This window comes from Pseudodesulfovibrio sp. lm2024, from assembly GCF_051175575.1.
Taxonomy (GTDB): domain Bacteria; phylum Desulfobacterota; class Desulfovibrionia; order Desulfovibrionales; family Desulfovibrionaceae; genus Pseudodesulfovibrio; species Pseudodesulfovibrio caledoniensis.
This window is the reverse complement of the sequence record NZ_CP195092.1, coordinates 2,050,128-2,072,282: the sequence shown is the minus strand read 5'-3', so window position 1 is coordinate 2,072,282 and position 22,155 is coordinate 2,050,128. Positions and strand designations below refer to the sequence as shown.

The window sequence follows — 22,155 nt, the reverse complement described above, 5'->3', positions numbered from 1 at the left end:
CCCGGCCTTCCGCGAAAGAAAATGAATTTCCCGGTTTCCCGACCGAATTGATCCCATTAACCGTTCAGCAAGGAGAAAGATATGAAGTTCAACAAAATGCGCATGATGCTCGCGTTCGTCGCGATCATTTCGCTGTTCACGCTGTCTACCTTCGCCCAGGCCGCAACCACCCTGGAAAAGGTCAAGGAAGCGGGTGTCATCACTGTGGGCAACTCCCCGGACTACCCCCCGTTTGAGGCCATCGGCGACAGCGGTGAGCGCGTCGGCTTCGATGTGGACCTTCTGAACGCCATCGCCGCCAAGATGGGCATCAAGGTCAAGTGGGTGACCATGGACTTCGCGGCCATCGTCACCGCCACCCAGAGCGGCCAGGTGGACATGGGCATGTCCGGCTTCTCCATCTCTCCCGAGCGCGCCGAACAGGTCAGCTTCTCCGCCCCTTACATCGCCAGCGGTCAGGTCATCGTGGTCCGCAACGACTCCGATATCAAATCCGCTGCCGACCTCAAGGGCAAGAAGATCGCGGTCCAGCTGGGCACCACCGGCGAGCAGGAGGCCGACAAGATCGAGGGGGCGGAAGTGGTCAAGCCCGAGAGCTACAACATCGCCTTCATGATGCTGAACAACAAAGTCGCGGACGCGGTCATCGCCGACATCTCCGTGGCCGACGAGTTCGTCAAGCAGGGCAAGTTCAAGCGTGGCGGCGAGCCGCTGTCCTACGAGGAATTCGCCATGATCACCCGCAAGGGCAACGACGACCTGCTGCAGGCCCTGAACAAGGCGCTGGAGGAAGTCAAGGCGGATGGCACCTACGCCGCCATCGTCAAGAAGTGGAATCTCTAGTCTAGCAGCAACCGGGCCGGGGGCGTGCGTCCCCGGCCCTTTTTTCTCCAGGAGTTAAGGCGATGGATTTTTCCCTCCTATTCAAACACCAGGACATGCTCCTGAACGGGGCCTGGATCACCCTGCAGGTGACCTTCGGGGCCCTGGCACTGGGGCTCGTCCTGGGTATCCTGGCCGGGACCGGACGCATCAGCCGCCGCGTCCAGATACGGGTGCTCGCCGACGCCTACATCCAGGTCATCCGGGGCACCCCCATGCTGCTCCAGATTTTCTTCTTCTACCTCGGTTTTCCGCAGCTCTACATGCTGGCCACCGGCGACGGGTTCACCCCGGACCCGCTGATCACCGGCATCGTGGCGCTGGGCATCAACAGCGGGGCGTACAACGCCGAGATCATCCGCGCGGGCATCCAGTCCATCAACAAGGGCCAGATGGAAGCCGCGCGCGGCACCGGGCTGTCCCACACCCAGTCCATGTTCCACGTCATCCTGCCCCAGGCCCTCAAACGGATGATTCCGCCGCTGGGCAACGAGCTCATCGTTCTGCTCAAGGACTCGTCGCTCATCTCGACCATCGGCGTGGCCGAACTGATGTTCACCGCCAAGGTCCTTGGCGCACGGTACTACACCTATGTGCCGTTCCTGGTGGGCGTGGGCTGCATCTATCTGACGCTGACCTTCGGCTTTTCGCGCCTGTTCAACATCCTGGAACGCAAGCTGTCCGCAGGCAGCGGGGCGCGAGAGGACAAGGGGGCCGTCCCGGACCTGGGATAACCCCCCTTTGTACGGAGCCCTTGAAAGCCCCTCCGCGCTTCGGCGAGGAGGGGCTTTTTCATGGTCTGTGGTCACGGAGATTGACAATTTGGAGGGAATGAATATGGTTAATACCATGAACAATAGAAGCGATACCAGCATACCCAAGCGCGACGTGGCCGAATTCCAGCACCTGGTGGCGGACATCTTCCAGTGCTGCCAGGAGCGGCTGCAATACCAGAGCGAACGGTTCGGACTGCCCGATGCCGAGTTGCGCTGCCTCATGCTCTTCGAGGGAGAGCGCTACCTGACGGCCAAGACCTTGGCCTACCGGATGAACGTGGCCAAGAGCAGGGTGACCAAGCTCGTCTCGTCCCTTGTGGAACGGGGACTGCTGGCTTCCATGACGGACCCGGCGGACTCGCGCGTCAAGCTTCTGTCCGTAACCCCGGAAGGAGCGCGGCTGTTGGCGAGGATCGCGCTGTTCCGCTTCGAGGTGCATGAAACCGTGCTGGAGGCGTTCAGCGAAGAGCAGCGCGGTGCGTTGCTCCAGGCCCTGTCCCTGCTGTCCCGGCACATGAAGTCGGCCAAAGATATGATGGACTGATTTTTTTGAGGGAATAGTTAATGTCATTAACAATTAGGAGGATGTCATGTCCGAAGAAGCCAAAACCGGCGGGATGAAGCAGAAGCACGCCTTCATCACCTCCCGAGGCACCCTGGACGGGGCCATGCCCGCATTGGTCATGGCGCTCAACTCGGTCAGGCTCGGCAACGGCGCGACCATTTTCTACACCTTCATGGGCATGGACGTGCTCAAGCACGGCGGTATCGAGAAGTTGAAGTACTACCCGGAAGGGACCATGGGAGCCATTCCCGGAATGCCGCATCTGGCCACCAGCATGATGAAGAAGTGGATGAACGAGGCCAACATTCCGGACGTGGCCGAGATGTTCGAGATGGCCCAGATCGAAGGGGTCAGGTTCGTGGCCTGCCACATGACCATGTCCATGATGAAGCTCAAGCAGGAGGACTTTGTGGAAGGAGTGGAGGTCTGGACCGCCGAGGAGTTCATCAAGTACGCCGGAGAATGCGACCCGTGCCTGTTCACCTAGGACGCAAAAAGCCCCGGTTTTCAACCGGGGCTTTTTGCTTCAAGGCTTACTGCTCCTTGATGAGCTGAATCTCCTGCTTGCCGAGTTTCACCTCTTGCCCGTTCTCGTCAGTGAAGACGTAAGTGTCCGTGTTCACGTCGTAAACGGGATGGTCTTGGGCGATGTAAATCTGCCCGCTCGTGGTGGTGATCTTGTAGCTAGTGGTCATGCAGGCCGCCAGGCCGAGTACCAGGATGCAGGCGGCGAGCAGTCTCGACAGTGCGGACATGCTGAACTCCGGAAAACGTTGGTGAAGCAATGCGGTTATCCTAGCCCTGAATCGGCTCGTTTATCAACGCCAAAATGGGAAAAATGGCTTTTTCTAGCTGAAAAGGTTGCCCGCGCGGTTCAAAAAAGCGTCGAGACGCTCTTCGGACAGGTGCAGACGCTCGGTGATGCGCTTGATTTCGTCCCCGGCGTCGTACAAGGGATAGTCGCTGCCGAAGAGGATGCGGTCCGGGGTGAAGGCGGCCACCAGCCGCTTCAGCAGGTCGTCGTCCACGAAATCCATCACGCTGGAGCAGTCCACGTACACGTCCAGGCCCGCCAGATGTTCCATGGCGTATTCCCACTGCTTGAGGCCGCCCATGTGGGCCGCGATCATGACCGGCTTGGGGAATGCCCTGCGCAGGGCGGCCATCTTCCTGGGGCAGGACGGGTTCAGGTCGGGCGGCAGGTCGTCGCCCACGTGGAACATGCAGATGAACCGTTCGTCCACCAGCTCCATGAGATCGTAGAACGCGGGGTCGTCCATGCGGAACCCCTGGAAATCGGGGTGAAATTTGAGGCCTCGGATGCCGTTCTTAGCCAGCCGTTCCAACTCTTCGGCGTTGCGGTCGTAGCCGGGATGCAGGGTGCCGAAGGGGATCAGCCTGGGCGCGGTCTTCTGCAATTCGATGGCCCAGTTGTTGGCCGGGATCACCTGTCGGGGTGAGGTTGCGGCGGCCAGGACCACGGCCTTGTCCAGACCGGCCCGGTCCAGGCGAGCGATGAGGTCGTCGGCCCGGCCCGTTCCCACCGGGGTGATGCCGTAGTGGTCCTCCAGGTGGTCCACCGCCTTCTCAGCGATCTTATTGTGGAAGGCGTGGGTGTGTATGTCTATTCGCATGGCGAGAGCCTACCCGGAGAGGTCCGGGGGTGTAAACGGTTGTTTGAATCAAAAAACAAAAAAATATGTTACGATCCGAAGTGGTTATTGAAATAATGCCTTCAACCATTCCGGGATGGCCACAGGCTTGCCCTTGAGGTTGACGCAGGCGTGGCCGGTCATGCCCGTGGCGTGGAGCACGGCCTTGTCGTCGTTCCAGATCTCGTAAGCGAACTCCACCGAGGCACGGCCCCATTTGGAGATGCCGCAGCGCACGTGGATGCGTTCGTCGTAGCGGATGGGGGTGCGGTAGCGGCAGTTGGCTTCGCGCACCGGAAGCATGACCCCGCGCTCCTCGGCCACCCGGTAGCTGATGCCGGTCTCGCGCATGAACGCGCTGCGCGCGCGTTCGAACAGGTGCAGGTACTCCGCGTGATAGACCACGGCCATGGCGTCGGTCTCGCCGTAGGACACGTAGTGCGTGTACCAGCCGTCGCGTTCGGGAAACGGTTTGGGCGTCATCACTTCATCCCGAAGGTCTTGAGGGCGTGGGCCAGCAGTTCGTGCCCCTTGTCCAGTTTCAGGCCCGAGGCGGCGGTCTTTTCGCTGAAGCCGTCCACGCCCGACGGCGCGCAGCCAGGCCCGTTGAGGATGAAGGGCACCGGGTCCGTAGTGTGGGTCTTCTCCGCTATGGGCGTGAAGTGATCGCAGGTCACGATCCAGGCGGTCTCCTCGTCCTTGAGGGCTTCGCGCAGGGGAGCGACGATGCGGGCGTCGAACCGGGAGATGGCCTCCACCTTGTCCTTGGCGCTGCCGCCGTGGCCGCACTCGTCCGGGCCTTCCAGGTGCACGAAGACGAAGTCGTGGTCCTTGAGAAAGTTCAGCGCCGCCTCCACCTTGCCCTCGTAGTTGGTGTCGAGCAGGCCGGTGGCGCCGGGCACGTCGACCACCGCCATATTGGAGGCGAAGCCGAGCCCCTTGATCAGGTCCACGGCCGAGATGACCGCGCCGTCGAGTCCGAAGGTCTGCTTGAAATCCGGCAGGTTCAGCGGACGGCCCTGGCCCCACGGCCAGATGGAGTTGGCCGCGGAGCGGTTCACGGTCCGGTCGGCCAGCAGGTCGTGAGCCTCGAAGAGCAGGTCCCACAGGTCCGGGCTGCGCGAAAAGGCGCGCAGGTCGAACTTGACCGGCTTGTCCGTGATGTCGTGAGGCGGGTTGATGAATAGCTTGGCGTCGTCGGTCAGGGCCCCGTCCTTCTGGACCAGCAGGTGGCGGTACTGGATGCCGGGATAAAAGGTATAGGTCTCGTTGCCGAGCTTTTCCTGGAGTTTCTCCACCAGGGGTCGGGAAACCTCCGAGGCGATGTGTCCCGACGAGTAGTCGCGCATGATCCCGTCGATGGTCAGCTTGGAGACCGTGACCAGGTTGAGCCGCCAGACCAGGTCGTCCGGCCCGAGCTCGAGCCCCTGCGCGGCGGCCTCGATGGGGCCGCGTCCGGTGTGGTAGGTGGCCGGGTCGAAGCCGAGCAGGGCCATGTTGGCCACGTCCGAGCCCGGGGCCATGCCCTCGGGCACGGTCTGGGCCAGGCCGACAGAGCCGGTGGCGGCCAGTTCGTCCATGTTCGGCGTGACGGCGGCCTCCATGGTGGTCTTGCCGCCCAGTTCGTCCAGGGGCCAGCCGCCCATGCCGTCCGCGATGAGATAGAGAAGTTTCATGTATGGTCCGTTTACAGGATTCGGAATTTGACGCAGGGCTCCACCGTGAAGTCCATGGCGTCGATCTCGGCCAGGACCGCGTCCGCGTCGCGCGCCGAGGTCTCGTGGGTGATGATCACCAGCGGGATGCCCTCGGCCCCGGATTCGCCTTTCTGCACCGCCTGGGCGATGGACACGTTGTGGTCGGCCATGGACCGGGTGATGGCGGCCATGACGCCGGTGCGGTCGGCCACGGTGAAGCGGAAGTAGTACTTGGACTCGGATTCCTCGGGCGGCAGGATCTTCGCCTTGGGGATCGCCTGGTTGTGGAAGCCGGTGTTGTCCGGGCCGGTGCAGCCGTCGCTGATCTTGCGCACCAGGTTCATGATGTCCGCCAGCACGGCCGAGCCCGTGGGCAGGTCGCCCGCGCCCTGGCCGTGGAGCATGATCGGTCCCACCGCGTTGCCTTCCAGGCGCACGGCGTTGTAGTTGCCGCCCACCCGGGCCAGCAGGTAAGTGTAGGGCACCAGCGCGGGGTGCACGCCCGCCTCCAGGCGGCCGTTTACGTCCATGACGTGGGCCAGCAGCTTGATGCGGTAGCCGAACTCGCGGGCGAACTCGATGTCCATGGGCGTCACGCTGGTGATGCCCTGCACGGACAGCTCGGAGAGCGGGTAGTCCACGCCGTAGGCCATGCGGATGAGCACGCACAGTTTGTGGGCGGTGTCGAACCCCTCGATGTCGAAGGTCGGGTCCGCTTCGGCGTAGCCCAGGTCCTGGGCGTCGGCCAGGGCGGTCGAAAAGTCCATGCCCCGCGTGGTCATTTCGGACAGGATGTAGTTGGCCGTGCCGTTCATGATCCCGAGCATCTTGACGATCTCGTCGCCCGCCAGGCTCTCCTTGAGGGTCTGGACAATGGGAATCCCGCCCGCGCAGCTGGCCTCGAACAGCAGCCCGACCGCGTTGTCGGCCGCGGCCTGGAAGAGTTCCAGGCCGTGCTCGGCGAGCAGGTGCTTGTTGGCCGTGACCACGTGCTTGCCCGCGGCAAACGCCTTGAGCATGAGGTCCCTGGCCGTGTCCAGGCCGCCCATGAGCTCCACCACGATGTCCACGGACGGGTCGTTGACCAGGGCGTCCGGGTCGTCGGTGAAGACCACGTCCGGGCCCGGATCGAAGGCCCGCTTCTTGGCCAGGTCCCTGACCAGGATCTTGGAGATCACTATTTTCTTGCCGAGCCGCTTTTCAATGCGTCCGGCATTCATATCCAGTATTTTCGCCAGGCCCGAGCCGACCGTTCCGAATCCGCCGAGACCGAGTCTGATTACATCCATGATTACCCCTTTGAGAAGAATTTGCGCAAGTTGCGCACAGCCTGGTTCGTCCGGTGGCGGTTTTCCACGAAGCTGAAACGCACGTGGTCGTCGCCGTATTGTCCGAAACCGAGGCCGGGAGAGACGGCCACCTCAGCTTCCTGCAGGAGCATTTTGGAGAACTCCACGGACCCCATGGGCCGGAACTCCTCCGGAATCTGCGCCCACAGGAACATAGTCGCCTTGGGCGGGGTGACGCACCAGCCGATGCGGTTGAGGCCCTCGCACAGGGCGTCGCGCCGGTCCTGGTACACGGCCATGATCTCCTTGACCGCCTGGTCCATCTCCTCGCGGGTGAACTTGGGGCAGTCGTCGAGGTCGCCGTTCAGGGCGCAGGCGGCCGCGATCTGGATGGGCTGGTAGATGCCGTAATCGAGGTAGCTCTTTATCCGGGTCAGGGCGTTGACCATTTCCGGGTTGCCCACGCAGTAGCCCACGCGCATGCCGGCCATGGAATAGCTCTTGGTCATGGAGAAGAACTCCACGGCCACGTCCTTGGCGCCGTCGGCCTGCATGATGCTCGGGGCCACGTAGCCGTCGAAGACGAAGTCCGCGTAGGCCAGGTCGTGGATGACGTACAGCCCGTTTTCCTTGGCGAAGTCGACGATGCGCTGGAAGAAGGGCAGCTCCACGCACTGGGTGGTCGGGTTGTGCGGGAAATTGATGATCAGCACCTTGGGCTTGGGCCAGGTGTGCCGGATGGCCGTCTCCAGGTTCTCGAAGAAATCCTGGCCCGGCCCGATGGGCACACGGCGCACGTCCGCACCCGCGATGATCGAGGCGTACGGATGGATGGGGTAGGCCGGATCCGGAGCCAGGACGACGTCGCCGGGGGAGAGCATGGCCAGGGCCAGGTGAGCCAGCCCTTCCTTGGCGCCCATGGTCACGCAGATCTCGTTGTCGCGGTCGAGCGTGACATCAAAGCGGCGGTAGTACCAGTCCTGAACGGCCCTGCGCAGGCCCTTGATTCCCTTGGATGCCGAATACTTGGAGTTGCCGGGCTTGTATGCAGCCTCTGCCAGCTTGTCGAGAATGGGCTTGGGGGTGGGCACATCGGGGTTGCCCATGCCCAGGTCGATGATGTCCGCGCCTGCATGGCGCAGCTTCATCTTCAGCTCGTTGACCTGGGCGAACACATAGGGGGGCAGTCGATCGACTCTCGCAAACTTGGACATGGCGAAAAACTCCTCAAAATGTATTAGTACAAGGGAATTTTCTTACTCTGCGCGGTGTGCACTGTCAAAATGAAAATGACCGATATTGTCGGCTGCGGAAAGGGGTGCAACCACTGACCCGGCGGTTGTGTCTTGACCTCACTGCCGGTTTTTTTTAGCGTCCATCTTTCATCAGGAATATATCCGGCCGAAGGCCGAAATACATAAGGAGATTTTTCATGGTTCAGAAATCCGAAACCATCTGGTTCGACGGCAAACAGGTTCCCTGGGACGAGGCCAATGTCCACGTCCTGACCCACGCCCTGCACTACGGCACCGCCGTTTTCGAGGGCATCCGCGCCTACGAGTGCGGCGACGGCTCCTCTGAAGTCTTCCGCCTGGAAGAGCACATGGTCCGCCTGGTCAATTCCGCGAAGATTCTCGGCCTGGACTTGCCGTATCCCGCCGAGGAGTTGAGCGAGGCCACCATCGAGACCCTCAAGCGCAACAAGCTCGCCGGCGCCTATGTCCGGCCCCTGGTCTTCGTGGGCGACGGCGCCATGGGCGTTCATCCCGGCAACAACCCGATCAAGACGATCATCGCCTGCTGGCCCTGGGGCGCATACCTGGGCGAGGACGCGCTGGAAAAGGGCATCAAGGTCAAGGTCAGCTCCTTCTCCCGCCACCACGTCAACGTCATGATGACCAAGTCCAAGTCCGCGGGCAACTACGTCAACTCCGTGCTGGCCAAGACCGAGGCCGTGGCCGACGGCTATGACGAGGCCATCATGCTCGACACCACGGGCCACGTGTCCGAAGGCTCGGGCGAGAATATTTTCATGGTCCTCAACGACGTCATCTACACCCCGCACACCGACGGCGTGCTCGGCGGCCTGACCCGCGATTCGATCATCGCCCTGGCCGGGGATCTGGGCTATGAGGTCCGCGAGGAGCCCATCACCCGCGACATGATCTACACCGCCGACGAGGTCTTCTTCTCCGGCACCGCCGCCGAACTCACCCCGATCAGCTCGGTGGACCGCCGGACCATCGGCAACGGCGCGGCCGGACCGGTGGCCAAGCTGCTCCAGACCGAGTTCTTCAAGATCGTCAAGGGCGAGAACCCGGACTACGAGCACTGGCTGCACCGCTACCAGGTTTAATAGAAAGTCTAGAAAACCGGTCCATCATCTGGTAAGTAAGGGGAAATCCGGCGCGGATTGTCGGGTTTCCCCCTTTTTCATCCACTATTCCGGGCAATTGTCGATTCCGCGCCACAGCCCCAGGCACACCCATGAGCACATCGAACCTCACGGCCAAGTATCGTCCCCAGACCTTCGAGGAAGTGGCGGGGCAGCAGGCGGTCAAATCCATCCTCTCCCGGGCGGCCGCCCAGGACAAGATCGCGCCCGCCTATCTCTTTTCCGGCACCCGAGGCGTGGGCAAGACGACCATCGCCCGCATCTTCGCCAAGGCGCTGAACTGCGTGAACGCGCCCACGGGCGAGCCGTGCAACGAGTGCGACCACTGCCGCCAGATCACCGCGGGCGTGGCCCCGGACGTCATCGAGATCGACGGCGCGTCCAACCGGGGCATCGACGACGCCCGCCGCCTCAAGGAGGACATCGGCTACGCGCCCATCGACGGCCGCTACAAGGTGTTCATCATCGACGAGGCGCACATGCTCACCAAGGAGGCCTTCAACGCGCTGCTCAAGACGCTGGAGGAACCGCCGCCGCGCGCGACCTTCATCATGGCCACCACCGAGCACCACAAGTTTCCGGCCACCATCGTCAGCCGCTGCCAGCATTATACCTTCAAGATGCTGCCCCAGGCCGAACTGGTGGCCCACCTCGAAAAGATCATGAATCTCGAGGAGCTTAAGTACGAGCCCGGCGCGCTGTCCATCATCGCCAAGCGCGGCGCGGGTTCGGTCCGCGACTCCATGTCCCTGCTCGGCCAGGCCCTGGCCATGGGCGAGGACGTGCTGAAAGAGGCCGACGTGCGCGGCTTCCTCGGTCTGGCGGGCCAGGACGTCTTCTTCGGGCTCATGGAGTCCATGCACGCCCGCGACCTGGTGGCCGTGGGCCACGTCCTGCGCCAGGTTCTGGACCAGGGGCTCGACCTCGGCTTCTTCCTGCGCGAGCTGACCAACTGCTGGCGCAATATGTTTTTGCTCCGCCAGGCGGGCGAGGAGGCGCTGCCTCTGCTCGGCCTGTCCGGCGAGGAGGCCGCCAACTGGCTGGACTGGGCGAACAAGTTCGAGGCCGCCCACATCCACGCCTGCTGGCAGATGACCCTGGACGGCCAGCGCAAGGTCATGACCAGCCTGGAACCGGCCCTGGCGCTGGAACTGCTGTTGCTCAACCTGACCAGCCTGCCGGACCTGATCAACCTGGAGTCCATGGGACCGCGCACCGGCGGTGCGTCCAAGCCCCCCATGGGGGGCGGCGGGCAATCCGGCCCGACCCGGGGAGGCCCGGTACAGGGCGGTCCGGGCATGACGGGCGGGCAGGGGGGCATGCCCCCGGGCGGCAGGCAATTCGCGCCGCCCCAGGCCGCGCCCAGGCAATCGGCGCCACCGAAACCCATGCAGCCGCAGACCGCGCCGCCCACGCGCTCGGGCCAGCCGCCGCACTACGAGGCGCGCGAGCCCGGCGGATCCGGCTTCGCGCCGCCCAGGGCGCAGTCCGCGCCCCCGGCCCGGCCCGAGCCGGAACCCGAGCCTGTAGGTCCGTCCGACGCCACGCCCCTGTCCGAGTCCGCGACGCAGCGCGTCACGGCCGCGTCCATTCCCGGCCCCCGGGACTGGGACGGCTTCCTCAAGTTCGTGGAGGCGCGCAACGGCGAAGCCGGAGTCAAGGTGTCCATGCTCCACCTGACTAAGGGAGAGCGGGAGAAGGACGGGCTCAAGATCGTCTGCCGGACCCGGACCATGTGCGCGCAGCTCAAGGAGAAATCCACGCTGGAGGCCCTGGACGGGCTGACCAGGGAATTTTTTGGCCCAACGGTTGAGGTTCGCGTGGAAACAGGCGATATTGCCGAGCCCAAATCGGACAGGCAACTCATGGAAGAGGCGGAAAATCATCCCGGCGTGATCAGGGTCATGGAGGCCTTCAACGCCCAGATGCTTTCGGTAAGTCACAGAAAACAATAAGTATACGACTCGAGGAGAATATAATGAAAGGCATGAACGAAATGCTCCGTCAGGCCCAGATCATGCAGCGCAAGATGACCGAGGCCCAGGACGCGCTCAAGGCCAAGGAGGTCGAGGCGTCCAGCGGCGGCGGCATGGTCACCGTCAAAGTCACCGGCTCCCAGGAGGTGACCGAGGTGCGCATCGAGCCGTCCGTCATGGAGGCGGGGGATGTGGAGATGCTCCAGGACCTGGTCATGACCGCGGCCAACGAGGCCCTCAAGAAGTCCAAGGATATGATGGAAGAGGCCATGAAGGGCGTGACCGGCGGCCTGTCCATCCCCGGCATGTTCTAGTTTTCGCCCGCTGTCCGGCGTATTGTGGCGGCCCGGATGTCCGTCCGCGCCGCCCGTTCGCCCTTGGACGGCCGCTTTTCTTCAAGGAGTCGCATTGCAGAATCTTCCCGGACCGCTCAAGGAAGTGGTCGATCAACTGTCGAGCCTGCCCGGCATCGGCCCCAAATCCGCCCTGCGCATCGCCCTGACCCTGCTCAAGATGCCCCGCGAACGGGCCTCCGGGGTGGGGCAGTCCATCATCGAGTTGCGCGAGCGGCTTTGTCTTTGCGAGGACTGCGCCTGCCTGGCCGAATCCAGCCCGTGCGCCATCTGCGCCGACACCTCCCGCGACACCGGGCAGATCTGCCTGGTGCCCGAATGGGACGCGCTCCTGGCCATGGAGGAGATGGGCATCTACCGGGGCAAGTATCTGGTCTTGGGCGGTCTCTTGTCCCCGCTGGACGGCATTGACCCGGGTCAGCTGGAAATCGACCGTTTGCGGCGCAGGCTGGCCACCGGCGATTTTGATGAGATGATCCTGGCCCTGGGGGCGACCCTGGACGCCGAGGCCACGGCCTCCTACGTCAAGAATCTGGTGGAGTCCGAGTTCCCCGGCGTCTCGGTGACCCGTCTGGCCCAGGGCATTCCCATCGGGGCCGAAGTCAAGTTCATGGACAAGGAGACCCTCAAGCAGTCCCTGGTTCATCGGCAGAAGATGTAACCGGGAATCCCATGAGCGACGAAAATCTCAGCCAGTTGAACGACGTCGAAGTCGTCAGCACCATCTATCACAACAAAGAGAACGGCTACGCCATCGTCCGGGTCCGGGCCAAGGACGAGCCGGGCCAGCTCACCATCGTCGGCACCCTGGGCGAACTGGCCGGTGGCGCGACCCTGAACCTCGCCGGGCGGTGGATCGTGCATCCCAAGTTCGGCCGCCAGTTCGAGGTGTCCACCTTCGAGCAGGCCCGGCCCGCCACCGAGAACGGGGTCATCCGCTTTCTGCAGTCGTCCATCAAGGGTGTGGGGGAGAAGACCGCCACCCTCATCGTGGAGGAATTCGGCATCGGCGTCCTGGACCTGCTGGACGACGACCCGGACCAGCTCCTCAAGATCAAGGGCATCTCCAAGAACAAGCTCAAGGACATCATCGAGTCCTGGGGCCGCCAGCGGGAGATCAAGAACCTGCTGGTCTTTCTCCAGTCCCATCAGGTGCCGACCACCTTCGCGGGCAAGATATTTCATCTCTACGGGGCCCAGGCCGAAGCCAAGCTGCGGGAGAACCCCTACGACCTGGCCTACGAAATCCGGGGCGTGGGTTTCAAGACCGCCGACCACATGGCCATGAAGCTCGGCTTCGCCCCGGACTGCGCGCAGCGGTTGGAGGCGGCCATCGCCTACACCATGCTGACCTCCTGCGAGCGTAACGGGCACCTGTTCATCCCCAAGCCCAAGCTGCTCGAGGATGTGGCCCGCATGCTCGACACCACGGACTACGACAAGCTGGAGCTGGCCCTGTTCGGGCTGGAGGAGAAGAAGCGCATCCGCATCGAGAATTTGTCAGAGCAGGGCATCTCCGAGGCGGTCTATCTCATGTACTTCTTCCACTACGAGAACGAGACCACCCAGCGGCTGTACCAGCTCATCAGCCATCCCACGCCCATTTCGCGCAAGAAGATCGACAAGACCCTGCCCAAGGTCGAGGACAAGCTCGGCTTCAACCTGTCCGACGAGCAGCGCGAGGCGGTCTTCGAGGCGTGCTCCAACAAGGTTTTCATCATCACCGGCGGACCGGGCACGGGTAAGACGACCATCACCAAGGCGATCCTGCTGACCCTCAAGGAACTGGGCCTCAAGATCATGCAGGCCGCGCCCACCGGGCGGGCAGCCAAGCGCATGGCCGAGGCCACCGGGCATCCGGCCAAGACCGTGCACCGCATGCTCCAGTTCCAGCCCGAGGGCGGGTTCCACTACTGCGAGGATCAGAAGCTCAAGGCCGACGTCCTGGTGGTGGACGAGGCCTCCATGGTCGACGCCCAGCTTTTCGTCTCCATCCTGCGGGCCCTGCCGCACACCTGCCGCCTGATCCTGGTGGGCGACGTCAACCAGCTGCCCAGCGTGGGGCCGGGCAACGTGCTGGGCGATCTGATCGACTCCCGGAAAGTGCCGTGCGCCGTGCTGACGCACATCTTCCGCCAGGCCCAGGAGAGCTTCATCGTGGTCAACGCCCACCGCATCAACGAGGGCCAATTCCCGCGCCAGCACCCGTGCCCGCCCCCCGAGGCCGATTTCTACTGGATTCCGCAGGAGGACCCGATCAAGGTCCAGAAGCTCATCCTGGACTCGGTCTGCGAGCGCATCCCCGAGCGCTACGGGCTCGACCCGCTGCGCGACATCCAGGTGCTCACTCCCATGCACAAGGGCGACGTGGGCACCCAGGCCCTGAACACGGCCCTGCAGGCGCGGCTCAATCCGAAAGGGCCGGGCGTGCGCGAGCTCAAGCGCAAGTTCGCCACCTTCCGCGAGGGCGATCGGGTCATCCAGCTCAAGAACAATTACGACAAGGAAGTGTTCAACGGCGACCTGGGATGGATCGTGGAGGTCGATACCGACAGCCACGAACTCATGGTCGAATTCGACGGCAACCACGTCCACTTCGAATCCTCGGACCTGGACGAGCTCGGCCTGGCCTATGCGGTCAGCGTGCACAAGTCGCAGGGCAGCGAGTACCCGGCCGTGGTCATGCCCATCGTCACCCAGCACTTCCTGCTGCTGCAGCGCAACCTGCTCTACACCGGCCTGACCCGCGCCCGCGAACTGGCCGTGCTCATCGGCTCGGACCGGGCCTTTAGGATCGGCCTGAACAACGCCACCTCGGGCAACCGCAACACCCATCTCGCCTACCGGTTGCGGGCCATCTTCGACGAAAACCGGCTCTACTAGCCGCCGCGCCGCCCCTCCCTCCGACCGGAAGGGCATCTTGCCGACACCGCAGGGTGGTTGCAAAACCTCCTAAAAAATGGTGTAACATACTCTGGTCTTTTCGCTTATGATGATTATTGTCTTCAATCGGGGCAATGGCGCGAGCACGCCTTGTCCACCCATATGAGAACACCTAAGTCAAGGAGATGTCCGTTATGCTCAGCGAGAAACTGGAAGACGCGCTCAACGCGCAGATGAACTGGGAAATCTATTCCGCACATATTTACCTTTCCATGGCCTCCCACTTCTCCAACGAGGGATTGGCCGGGTTCTCCGCCTGGATGTACGCCCAGTACCAGGAAGAGATGTTCCACGCCATGCGCTTCTTCAACTACATCAACGAGGCGGGCGGCCATGCCAAGCTCGGGAACATCGACGCTCCGCAGCATGATTGGGAATCTCCGCTGGCCGCTTTCGAGGAGGCCCTGGAGCACGAGAAGGGCGTGACCGCGCGCATCAACGACATCGCCAACCTGGCCGTGGACGAGCGCAACCACGCCGTGGGCATCTTCCTGCAGTGGTTCATCTCCGAGCAGGTCGAGGAAGAGGACACCGTCAGCGATGTGGTCGGCAAGCTCAAGCTTGTGGGCGATGGCGGCGGGCTGTTCATGCTCGACCGCGATCTCGGCACCAGGGTGTTCACCCCGCCGACCAACGCATAATCAGCCGAACATGTCCGGCCGGAGGGCGCCAACCGTTCCCTCCGGCCTTTTTTTCACCCACAACCAGGGGACGACATGCCTGAAAAAAGCATAAACATCGTTATCGGCGGCGCGGCCGGTCAGGGGCTGGTCACCATCGGCCAGCTGCTTTCCAAGGCCATCACCAGGGCGGGACTTCATCTTCTGGTGACCCAGCGCTACATGTCCAGGGTGCGCGGCGGCCACAACACCTACGCCATCCGCATGGGCGAAGAGGATATTCTCGGGGGAACCGAGAATATCGACATCCTGGCCGCCCTCAACGCGGAGACCCTGGAAAAGCATCTGGACGACGTGGGGAAGGGCGGCCTGGTCGTGGCCGGGGCCGACCTCGACACCGAGGGGCTCAATGCGCTGCGCATTCCCTACAAGGAACTCTCCCCCAAACCGCTTTTCAACAACACGGCCATGCTCGGCGTGCTCGGGCGCGCCGTGAACCTCGATCTCGACATCCTCGAAGAGCTGCTCAAGCAGACCTTCGGAAAGAAGGGCGACGAGGTGGTCGCGGCCAACCTCGACGTCCTGCGCAAGGCCTACCATTGGGTCTCGGACCAGGACCACGATTTCTTCTGCGACATCAAGCCCGGCGGCCCCAAAGGCCGGATGATGCTCAATGGCAACGAGGCCATCGGCCTCGGCGCCCTGGCCGCGGGCTGCAACTTCGTCTCCTTCTATCCCATGACTCCCTCTACCGGGGTGGCCATGACCCTGATCGCCAAGGGCGCGCCTCTGGGGCTTCAGTATGAGCAGGTGGAGGACGAAATCGCGGCCATGAACATGGCGCTGGGCGCTTCCTACGCCGGGGCCAAAGCATTGGTGACCACTTCCGGCGGCGGATTCGCCCTCATGGAAGAGGCCATCAGCCTGGCCGGCGTGTCTGAGACCCCGCTGGTCTGCGTGGTGGTTCAGCGTCCCGGCCCGGCCACGGGACTGCCCACCCGTACTGAGCAGGCGGACCTCAATCTGGTTCTCTATTCGGGCCATGGTGAGTTCCCCCGGGCCATCCTGGCTCCGGCCACGCCCGAGGACTGCTTCTATCTGACCCACCGGGCCTTCGACCTGGCCGAGACCTACCAGACCCCGATCTTCGTCCTGTCCGAGCAATACCTGGCCGACTGCTTCCGCGACGTGGAACCGTTCGACTTGGACGATCTCCCCGAGGTCGCCGCGCCGCTGCTGGAATGGAATGAGGGCGAGTACAAGCGGTACGTCGTCACCGACGACGGCATCTCCCCGCGCCTCATTCCCGGTTTCTCCAAGGCCCTGGTCCGGGCCGACTCCCACACCCATGACGAGAACTCCAAGATATCCGAGGACAAGGCGGTCCGCGTGGCCATGAACTCCAAGAGGCTGCGCAAGGAATCCGGCCTGTTCGAGGAGGTCATCGGCCCGGACTACTACGGCGCGGACAAGCCGGACGCGCTGCTGGTCTGCTGGGGGGCCAACCTGGGCGCCTGCCTGGAGGCCCTTGACCGCTACGAGGGCGACCAGTCCCTGGCCGTGCTGCACTTCAAGCAGGTCTACCCCCTGCGCGAGGAGCAGTTCATGGACTTCCTCGAAGGCGCGGGCCGGGTCATCGCCGTGGAAGGCAACGCCACGGCCCAGTTCGCCCAGCTCATCGCCCGCGAGACCGGCTTCATGATGTCCGACCGCATCCTGCGATACGACGGCCGGGCCATGACCTGGGAATACGTCCTCAAGGGCCTCTCCGACATCCTCTAGACCAGGGAGCAGACAATGGTTTCCATCGAAGATTACGGCGAATTCGAGACCGCGTGGTGTCCGGGCTGCGGCAACTTTTCCATCATAAAATGCCTCAAGCAGGCCCTGGCCGAACAGGACCTCGCCCCCCACGACATCATCATATCCTCCGGCATCGGCCAGGCGGCCAAGCTGCCGCACTACATGAAATGCAACATGTTCAACGGGTTGCACGGGCGATCCCTGCCTGTGGCCCAGGGCATCAAGATGGCCAACCCGGAAATCCCGGTCATCGTCACCTCCGGCGACGGTTGCAGCTACGGCGAGGGCGGCAACCACTTCCTGGCCGCGCTGCGGCGCAACATGGACCTGACCGTGCTCGTGCACGACAATCAGATCTACGGCCTGACCAAGGGCCAGGCCAGCCCGACCTCGGCGCGCGGCCATGTGACCAAGGCCCAGCCCGAGGGCAACCGGTCCGACGGGTTCAACCCCGTGGCCACCTCCGTGGCCATGCACGCCAGCTTCGTGGCCCGCGCCTTTTCCGGCGAGCCCGAGCACCTGGTCGCGATCATCAAGGAGGCCATGGCCCACAAGGGCTTCTCTCTGGTGGATATCCTCCAGCCCTGCGTCTCCTTCAACAAGGTCAACACCTTTGCCTGGTACAAGGAGCGCACCTATATCCTCAAGGATCACGATCCCACGGACTGGACGGCGGCCATGACTCTGAGCGAGGAGTTCGGCGACCGCATCCCGCTGGGCGTCATCTACCGCGAGGACAAGCCGGTCTTCGGTCACGGCGGCCGTCTGGCCGAGCACGGCTACGACAAAAACGACTTGAAAGCGGTCTTGCAGTCGTATACCTAAAGCGGCTGCTTACGAAATCCACTTTCAACGAGGTCCATCCATGAGCAACGAAGCGGAAAAGATCATCTACTCCATGTACAAGGTGACCAAGCGTCACGGGCAGAAGGAGGTTCTCAAGAACGTCTCCCTGTCCTATTTCTACGGCGCCAAGATCGGCGTGCTCGGCCTGAACGGCTCGGGCAAGTCGTCGTTGCTCAAGATCCTGGCCGGAGTGGACAATCAGTTCGAGGGCGAAATCCAGGTCAAGGACGGCTACACCATCGGCTATCTCGAACAGGAACCCCTGGTCGACGATACGCGTACCGTGCGCGAGGTGGTCGAGGAGGGCGTTTCCGAGATCATGGACATCGTCCACGAATACAACGCCATCAACGAGAAGTTCGCCGAGCCCATGGAGCCCGAGGAGATGGACGCCCTGATCGAAAAGCAGGGCAAGGTCCAGGAACTCATGGACGCCAAGGGCGCGTGGGACATCGACTCCAAGCTCGAAATGGCCATGGACTCCCTGCGCTGCCCCCCGGGCGACGCCCCGGTGTCGGTCATCTCCGGCGGTGAGCGCCGCCGCGTGGCCCTGTGCCGCCTGCTGCTCCAGGCCCCGGACATCCTGCTCCTGGACGAGCCCACCAACCACCTGGACGCGGATTCCGTGGCCTGGCTGGAACGGTTCCTGTCCTCCTTCCCCGGCACCGTCATCGCCGTGACCCACGACCGCTACTTCCTGGACAACGTGGCGGGCTGGATCCTCGAACTCGACCGGGGACGGGGCATCCCCTGGAAGGGCAACTATTCGTCCTGGCTGGACCAGAAGCAGAACCGGCTGGCCCAGGAGGGCAAGCAGGAGGCCGACCGCCAGAAGACCCTGGAGCGCGAGCTGGAGTGGATCCGCATGTCCCCCAAGGGCCGCCGCGCCAAGTCCAAGGCGCGCATCAACGCCTACGAGTCCATGCTCTCCCACGAGGCCGAGCGTCTGGCCGACGATCTCCAGATTTACATCCCGCCGGGACCGCATCTCGGCAAGCAGGTGGTCGTGGCCGAGAACGTGACCAAGTCCATGGGCGACAAGCTGCTCATGGAGGATGTCAGCTTCATCCTGCCGCCCAACGCCATCGTCGGCATCATCGGCCCCAACGGCGCGGGTAAGTCCACCCTGTGCAAGATGATCGTGGGCCAGGAACAGCCCGATTCCGGAACCCTGACCCTCGGCGCCACGGTCAAGCTGGCCTATGCCGACCAGAACCGCGATTCCCTGACGCCCGGCAAGACCGTGTACGAGATCATCAGCGGCGGGGCGGAGTTCATCAAGCTCGGCGACCGCGAGGTCAATGCCCGGGCCTACTGCTCGCGCTTCAACTTCGCGGGCCAGGACCAGCAGAAAAAGGTCGACGTCCTGTCCGGCGGTGAACGCAACCGCGTGCACATGGCCCAGATGCTCAAATCCGGGGCCAACGTGCTCCTGCTCGACGAACCGACCAACGACCTGGACGTCAACACCATGCGCGCCCTGGAAGACGGCCTGGAAAACTTCGCGGGCTGCGTCCTGGTCATCAGCCACGACCGCTGGTTCCTCGACCGCATCGCCACGCACATCATCGCCTTCGAAGGCGATGCCAAGGTGGTCATGATCGAAGGCAACTACTCCGACTACGACGCGGACCGCAAGAAACGTCTCGGCGCGGACGCCGACCAGCCGCATCGGTTGAAGTTCCGTAAACTCACTCGATAGTTAACCCAAAAAGGGGCCGGTTTAACCGGCCCCTTTTTGGGTTTATGCCTCCGGCGGCCGGGGGAAGGGGAGAGGGAAACCCTTTGAGGAAAGGGTTTCCCTCTCCCCTTCCCCCGACCGCCCATCCTCTCTCCCTTCCGAAACTTTTTGGTGCCGCTTCGCGAGGTAGGGGGCGAGGATTTTGGTTATTGGGTGGTTGTCTGCTGGTAAGAAAAGGATACGGCTGGATACCTCGTTCGCACGGCTTCGAGCGAAGCGAGCGCCAAAAAGTTCTGGAGATTCTTAAGAACCTCTTTCAAGAGGTTCTTAAGCGGGGTTCGGGGCAGCGCCCCGGCCGCCGGAGGCGAACTCTTTCAGTTATTACCGCGTAGCGGTCTTCAAGTCCTGCTTTAATAAAAAATCATTTGCACACGGCCGGGTCGACCTTGCCGATGGCGGGCCTGCGGTCGATGGCCACGGAGTTTCCGGGAATGGATTTCGCGTATTTCTTGATGTGTGCGGCGCGTTCACCGATCTCCATGAGGGAGCAGGGGCCGTCGATTTCGATGACCCCGAGCGAGATGGTCACCAGGGGGTATTTGCGTTCCTTGTCGTCACGGCCTTTGGCCTGAATCCAGCCGCGCTGCTGGTCTTCGAGGCAGTAGCAGTTCTTGACCAGGCGGCCGAAGCAGCGGGTGATGGACTTGCACAGCCGGTGTACCGCGTGGGGCGGGGTGATGAGCACGAAATCGTCGCCGCCGATGTGGCACAGGCGGGCGTCGCTGGGCCCGTGCTTGCGCGTGGCCCAGGACATGATGTCCGCGGCCAGCTTGATGATCCGGTCGCCGTTCTTGAACCCGTAGGTGTCGTTGTACACCTTGAAGTGGTCCAGGTCGCCGTAGATGATCGAGAAGGGGCGCTTCTGTTTGATGCGCGACTCCACCTCCTGTTCGATGGCCACGTTGCCGGGCAGGCCGGTCAGGGGATTGGTGCCCTTGGCCATTTCCACCTGGATTTTGGCCAGGACGTTGAGCATGTCCTGGACCGTGACCACGCCGTAGAGCAGCCCCTTCTTGGTCACGATGACGTCGTCGTAGGCCTTGATGTGCTCACGTTTCATGGCCGTTCGCGCGACCTGCTCCACGGGCATGTCCACGTCCACGATGAGCGGGCTCTTGTCCATGACCGCGTCGATGGATCGCTTGTGGTACAGGGCGATGCCGAACTGGGAGGAGAGCTGGCGGTTGAGGTGGTACTCCATGACCAGCCCCTTGGGCACGTTGTCGCGGACCACCACGATATTGGTGAAGGTGTCGTTTTTGCGGAAGAAATCGTGGGCCGTGGAGACCAAGCAGGAGAGCTCCACGGCGTGGGGGGCCTTGGCCAGGTCGCCCACGGGCGGGGAGCAGATGATGTTGTTGGCGATGTCGCCCACGGTCTTGAGATGGCGGCATTCCTCGTTGACGTCCGGCTTGGGCGCGGCCGGGCGGGCCAGGAAATAGCCTTGGCCGCAGTGCACGCCGATGTCCTTGAGACAGACCGCCTGGTCGCGGCTCTCGATGCCTTCGCCGATGATCCGCGAGCCGATCTTGTCCGCGAACACGGCCGTGGTTTCGACCAAGGCGCGCTTGACCGGGTCCTTGTGGATGTCGTCGATGAGCGACTTGTCGAGCTTGATGTAGTCTGGTTGGAGTTCGGCGATGAGAGTCAGGCCGGCGTAGCCCGCGCCCGCGTCGTCCACCGCGATCTGGAATCCCTGGCTGCGGTAGTGGGCCAGGGTCCGGTAGAAGAGATCGAAGTCCTGGACCGAGTGCTGCTCGGTGATCTCGAAGACCACGTTGTCCGGGGTCAGCCCGTACTTTTCCATGAGTTCCAGGGTCTGGCCGGGAGAAAAAGCCGGGTCGGCCATGGTCTTGGGGTGTATGTTCAGGAAGAGTTTCTGGCCGTCCTTGAGCTCGCCCACATTGCGGATAGCCGCCTCGCGGCAGAGCTTTTCCAGGGCGAACAGTCGGCCGAGCTCCTCGGCGGTCTGAAAGAGCATGACCGGGGAGCGGAAGGCGGACCCTTCCGGGCCGCGCGCCAGGGCTTCCCAGCCCAGGATGGTGTCCGTGCGGAAATCGAGGATGGGCTGGTAGTGGGCCGAGACCCAGCCCTGGACCAGGATGGTGTTGAACCGGCCGGTGATGGACAGCTCGTTCATGTCCAGGGGGCGGCTCTCCATGCGCCGGGCGGTGGCCAGGGCCTTGCTCAGGGCCGCATCCCACTGGCAGTCGTCCTCGGTGCAGGAGACCGGGGCGAAGCCCATGCCGAGGTCGATGCCCAGGCCGGTATGGCGGAGCATGGTCGGTTCCAGGTCCTTCTGGGCCTGGGTCTTGTATTCGTAGGCGATGTCCGCAGGGTTCGTGTCCTGGGGAACGATGAACGCGGCCTTGCCCGAGGCCGGGCGGATGATGCGCAGCTTGCGGACGTTGTTCCCGGCCGCCGTGGACGCCAGGGAGTCGCCGAGCTCCTTTTCCAGGAGGTCGACGAAGCTCTGTCCGTACATCTCCCTGAGCTTGGCGTAGTCCCGGATGGTGATCAATACGAGGGTCCTGGTCAACAGGGCCCCTGTGGGAAGATTGGTCAGCATATCTGCAGTAAGTCCCTTGTGCATCGTCGTTCCCCTGTGGCTGCGAGG

The 22,155-nt window shown here is 63.1% G+C and carries 20 protein-coding genes; 13 read left to right on the top strand and 7 right to left on the bottom strand.

What is annotated here, in order from left to right:
- The first annotated feature begins 81 nt into the window (after positions 1–81).
- The 4 genes from ACR42D_RS09680 (at position 82) to ACR42D_RS09665 (ending at position 2,710) form a co-directional block, all read left to right on the top strand.
- Complete coding sequence (locus tag ACR42D_RS09680) at positions 82–843, top strand: basic amino acid ABC transporter substrate-binding protein (protein ID WP_484566603.1); 762 nt, start codon at positions 82–84, stop codon at positions 841–843.
- A gap of 62 nt (positions 844–905) precedes the next feature.
- Positions 906–1,616, top strand: a complete 711-nt coding sequence (locus ACR42D_RS09675; protein WP_484566602.1) for an amino acid ABC transporter permease — start codon at positions 906–908, stop codon at positions 1,614–1,616.
- 115 nt (positions 1,617–1,731) lie between these two features.
- Positions 1,732–2,202, top strand: a complete 471-nt coding sequence (locus tag ACR42D_RS09670; RefSeq protein ID WP_484566601.1) for a MarR family winged helix-turn-helix transcriptional regulator — start codon at positions 1,732–1,734, stop codon at positions 2,200–2,202.
- Between the two features lie 46 nt (positions 2,203–2,248).
- Positions 2,249–2,710 (top strand): DsrE/DsrF/DrsH-like family protein, encoded by a 462-nt coding sequence (locus tag ACR42D_RS09665; RefSeq protein WP_484566600.1) that lies wholly within the window; start codon positions 2,249–2,251, stop codon positions 2,708–2,710.
- Positions 2,711–2,756: 46 nt separating this feature from the next.
- On the opposite strand, the gene ACR42D_RS09660 is transcribed toward ACR42D_RS09665, so the two are convergent.
- The 6 genes from ACR42D_RS09660 to ACR42D_RS09635 all read right to left on the bottom strand — a co-directional run bounded on the left by ACR42D_RS09660 (position 2,757) and on the right by ACR42D_RS09635 (position 8,075).
- Positions 2,757–2,978, bottom strand: coding sequence for a YgdI/YgdR family lipoprotein (locus ACR42D_RS09660; RefSeq protein WP_484566599.1), 222 nt, complete (start codon positions 2,976–2,978; stop codon positions 2,757–2,759).
- Positions 2,979–3,071: 93 nt separating this feature from the next.
- On the bottom strand, positions 3,072–3,857 hold the full coding sequence (locus tag ACR42D_RS09655; RefSeq protein WP_484566598.1) for an amidohydrolase family protein: 786 nt from the start codon (positions 3,855–3,857) through the stop codon (positions 3,072–3,074).
- 84 nt (positions 3,858–3,941) lie between these two features.
- Positions 3,942–4,358 carry an acyl-CoA thioesterase gene (locus ACR42D_RS09650; RefSeq protein ID WP_484566597.1) on the bottom strand — a complete coding sequence of 139 codons (417 nt, stop codon included), beginning with the start codon at positions 4,356–4,358 and terminating at the stop codon, positions 3,942–3,944.
- Entirely contained in the window at positions 4,358–5,551 is a 1,194-nt protein-coding gene (locus ACR42D_RS09645) for a cofactor-independent phosphoglycerate mutase (protein WP_484566596.1), read from the bottom strand. The genes ACR42D_RS09650 and ACR42D_RS09645 overlap by 1 nt, the downstream gene beginning before the upstream one ends.
- 11 nt (positions 5,552–5,562) lie before the next feature.
- Positions 5,563–6,861, bottom strand: coding sequence for a homoserine dehydrogenase (locus ACR42D_RS09640; RefSeq protein ID WP_484566595.1), 1,299 nt, complete (start codon positions 6,859–6,861; stop codon positions 5,563–5,565).
- Between the two features lie 2 nt (positions 6,862–6,863).
- Complete coding sequence (locus ACR42D_RS09635) at positions 6,864–8,075, bottom strand: aminotransferase class I/II-fold pyridoxal phosphate-dependent enzyme (protein ID WP_484566594.1); 1,212 nt, start codon at positions 8,073–8,075, stop codon at positions 6,864–6,866.
- A 218-nt stretch (positions 8,076–8,293) separates the two neighbouring features.
- On the opposite strand from ACR42D_RS09635, the gene ACR42D_RS09630 reads away from it, so the two are divergent.
- The 9 genes from ACR42D_RS09630 to ettA all read left to right on the top strand — a co-directional run bounded on the left by ACR42D_RS09630 (position 8,294) and on the right by ettA (position 19,499).
- Positions 8,294–9,217 carry a branched-chain amino acid transaminase gene (locus ACR42D_RS09630; protein ID WP_484566593.1) on the top strand — a complete coding sequence of 308 codons (924 nt, stop codon included), beginning with the start codon at positions 8,294–8,296 and terminating at the stop codon, positions 9,215–9,217.
- Positions 9,218–9,348: 131 nt separating this feature from the next.
- A complete protein-coding gene (dnaX, locus tag ACR42D_RS09625) occupies positions 9,349–11,211 on the top strand; it encodes a DNA polymerase III subunit gamma/tau (RefSeq protein WP_484566592.1) in 1,863 nt (620 codons plus the stop codon).
- Positions 11,212–11,234: 23 nt separating this feature from the next.
- A complete protein-coding gene (locus ACR42D_RS09620) occupies positions 11,235–11,546 on the top strand; it encodes a YbaB/EbfC family nucleoid-associated protein (protein ID WP_484566591.1) in 312 nt (103 codons plus the stop codon).
- Positions 11,547–11,640: 94 nt separating this feature from the next.
- The gene (gene recR, locus ACR42D_RS09615) at positions 11,641–12,246 is read left to right on the top strand and encodes a recombination mediator RecR (protein WP_484566590.1); all 606 of its coding nucleotides are present in this window, start codon (positions 11,641–11,643) and stop codon (positions 12,244–12,246) included.
- An 11-nt stretch (positions 12,247–12,257) separates the two neighbouring features.
- Positions 12,258–14,468, top strand: a complete 2,211-nt coding sequence (gene recD2, locus ACR42D_RS09610) for an SF1B family DNA helicase RecD2 (RefSeq protein WP_484566589.1) — start codon at positions 12,258–12,260, stop codon at positions 14,466–14,468.
- A 194-nt stretch (positions 14,469–14,662) separates the two neighbouring features.
- Positions 14,663–15,169, top strand: coding sequence for a ferritin (locus ACR42D_RS09605; RefSeq protein WP_484566588.1), 507 nt, complete (start codon positions 14,663–14,665; stop codon positions 15,167–15,169).
- Between the two features lie 75 nt (positions 15,170–15,244).
- Complete coding sequence (locus ACR42D_RS09600; protein WP_484566587.1) at positions 15,245–16,930, top strand: 2-oxoacid:acceptor oxidoreductase subunit alpha; 1,686 nt, start codon at positions 15,245–15,247, stop codon at positions 16,928–16,930.
- A gap of 15 nt (positions 16,931–16,945) precedes the next feature.
- Positions 16,946–17,776, top strand: coding sequence for a thiamine pyrophosphate-dependent enzyme (locus tag ACR42D_RS09595; RefSeq protein ID WP_484566586.1), 831 nt, complete (start codon positions 16,946–16,948; stop codon positions 17,774–17,776).
- Between the two features lie 40 nt (positions 17,777–17,816).
- Positions 17,817–19,499: an energy-dependent translational throttle protein EttA gene (gene ettA, locus ACR42D_RS09590; RefSeq protein ID WP_484566585.1), complete on the top strand. Its 1,683-nt coding sequence runs from the start codon at positions 17,817–17,819 to the stop codon at positions 19,497–19,499.
- 400 nt (positions 19,500–19,899) lie between these two features.
- Here ettA and ACR42D_RS09585 read toward each other — a convergent pair whose 3' ends face one another.
- Positions 19,900–22,107, bottom strand: coding sequence for an EAL domain-containing protein (locus ACR42D_RS09585; RefSeq protein WP_484566584.1), 2,208 nt, complete (start codon positions 22,105–22,107; stop codon positions 19,900–19,902).
- Positions 22,108–22,155 lie beyond the last annotated feature (48 nt).

What these genes read in the sequence shown, in the direction of transcription:
- ACR42D_RS09680 (WP_484566603.1), top strand. Translation starts at nt 82, where the DNA reads ATGAAGTTCAACAAAATGCGCATGATGCTCGCGTTCGTCGCGATCATT.
- ACR42D_RS09675 (WP_484566602.1), top strand. Translation starts at nt 906, where the DNA reads ATGGATTTTTCCCTCCTATTCAAACACCAGGACATGCTCCTGAACGGG.
- ACR42D_RS09670 (WP_484566601.1), top strand. Translation starts at nt 1,732, where the DNA reads ATGAACAATAGAAGCGATACCAGCATACCCAAGCGCGACGTGGCCGAA.
- ACR42D_RS09665 (WP_484566600.1), top strand. Translation starts at nt 2,249, where the DNA reads ATGTCCGAAGAAGCCAAAACCGGCGGGATGAAGCAGAAGCACGCCTTC.
- ACR42D_RS09660 (WP_484566599.1), bottom strand. Translation starts at nt 2,978, where the DNA reads ATGTCCGCACTGTCGAGACTGCTCGCCGCCTGCATCCTGGTACTCGGC.
- ACR42D_RS09655 (WP_484566598.1), bottom strand. Translation starts at nt 3,857, where the DNA reads ATGCGAATAGACATACACACCCACGCCTTCCACAATAAGATCGCTGAG.
- ACR42D_RS09650 (WP_484566597.1), bottom strand. Translation starts at nt 4,358, where the DNA reads ATGACGCCCAAACCGTTTCCCGAACGCGACGGCTGGTACACGCACTAC.
- ACR42D_RS09645 (WP_484566596.1), bottom strand. Translation starts at nt 5,551, where the DNA reads ATGAAACTTCTCTATCTCATCGCGGACGGCATGGGCGGCTGGCCCCTG.
- ACR42D_RS09640 (WP_484566595.1), bottom strand. Translation starts at nt 6,861, where the DNA reads ATGGATGTAATCAGACTCGGTCTCGGCGGATTCGGAACGGTCGGCTCG.
- ACR42D_RS09635 (WP_484566594.1), bottom strand. Translation starts at nt 8,075, where the DNA reads ATGTCCAAGTTTGCGAGAGTCGATCGACTGCCCCCCTATGTGTTCGCC.
- ACR42D_RS09630 (WP_484566593.1), top strand. Translation starts at nt 8,294, where the DNA reads ATGGTTCAGAAATCCGAAACCATCTGGTTCGACGGCAAACAGGTTCCC.
- dnaX (WP_484566592.1), top strand. Translation starts at nt 9,349, where the DNA reads ATGAGCACATCGAACCTCACGGCCAAGTATCGTCCCCAGACCTTCGAG.
- ACR42D_RS09620 (WP_484566591.1), top strand. Translation starts at nt 11,235, where the DNA reads ATGAAAGGCATGAACGAAATGCTCCGTCAGGCCCAGATCATGCAGCGC.
- recD2 (WP_484566589.1), top strand. Translation starts at nt 12,258, where the DNA reads ATGAGCGACGAAAATCTCAGCCAGTTGAACGACGTCGAAGTCGTCAGC.
- ACR42D_RS09605 (WP_484566588.1), top strand. Translation starts at nt 14,663, where the DNA reads ATGCTCAGCGAGAAACTGGAAGACGCGCTCAACGCGCAGATGAACTGG.
- ACR42D_RS09600 (WP_484566587.1), top strand. Translation starts at nt 15,245, where the DNA reads ATGCCTGAAAAAAGCATAAACATCGTTATCGGCGGCGCGGCCGGTCAG.
- ACR42D_RS09595 (WP_484566586.1), top strand. Translation starts at nt 16,946, where the DNA reads ATGGTTTCCATCGAAGATTACGGCGAATTCGAGACCGCGTGGTGTCCG.
- ettA (WP_484566585.1), top strand. Translation starts at nt 17,817, where the DNA reads ATGAGCAACGAAGCGGAAAAGATCATCTACTCCATGTACAAGGTGACC.
- ACR42D_RS09585 (WP_484566584.1), bottom strand. Translation starts at nt 22,107, where the DNA reads ATGCTGACCAATCTTCCCACAGGGGCCCTGTTGACCAGGACCCTCGTA.